This window comes from Acinetobacter endophylla (assembly GCF_053543775.1).
This window is the reverse complement of sequence record NZ_JBLVOM010000299.1, coordinates 1-731: the sequence shown is the minus strand read 5'-3', so window position 1 is coordinate 731 and position 731 is coordinate 1. Positions and strand designations below refer to the sequence as shown.

1 pseudogene is annotated in these 731 nt (G+C 46.1%); it reads right to left on the bottom strand.

The window, feature by feature from the left end:
• A pseudogene (locus ACNPNW_RS16405) lies at positions 1-731 on the bottom strand (hypothetical protein); the annotation flags it as partial.

Below are 731 nucleotides of genomic sequence, written 5' to 3'. Positions count from 1 at the left end.
TCGTGTTACAGGTAGATTAAGCTCTGACGCATTGGTTCCTGAGCCGATAGCAAGCCGTTTCAGCCTGATCGTAGTGTCATGCTTATAAGCCAATTTTTTCGTTTCATAGAAACTGTAAGCACTTTCAAACACCACATCATCAATCAGATTTGCGCTGCTGCCATTATCGTTAATACGCTTGGCACGGAAACGGAATTGACCGGTAAATGGCAATGTTTCGCGTACGGTTGCGCCTACTTGATCGCGGTTGTTGGCCTTACCCTGCATCACCAAGCCTGTTTTGTAGATTTGTCCAGTCGGCACACCATCAACCACCTGTTGGTAATGGACTTCAATAGCAACCTGTTTGGCTCGATCCCCCTCATAAATACCGTTGGCCGCCAGAAAGTTCAGCATCATCCCTTCGGTGTCTTTATTTCCAGCGTAGTACCAACCAATAAAGTTTTCGCTTGTGCCTTTAAAAGTTATGCTCCGCCCAAGCATATCTGCAATCTGCTGCTGCGTAAGGCTTGATAAAAGAAGCCAATCCGGATTGACTGATGCAGGGTTTACCAGGGTGATGCCACTGGCCGAAACCGATGAAATGGTGTATGTGCCACTTAGATCGATATTCTCATCATGGTCTGTCAAGACAGCAGACAAAATACCGGTACCATCTGCTGACATTCGGCTAAAGTTAATATTGGTTTCTTCATAACTTGAAGCCAGGGCGACTTCATAAAACCATGCCC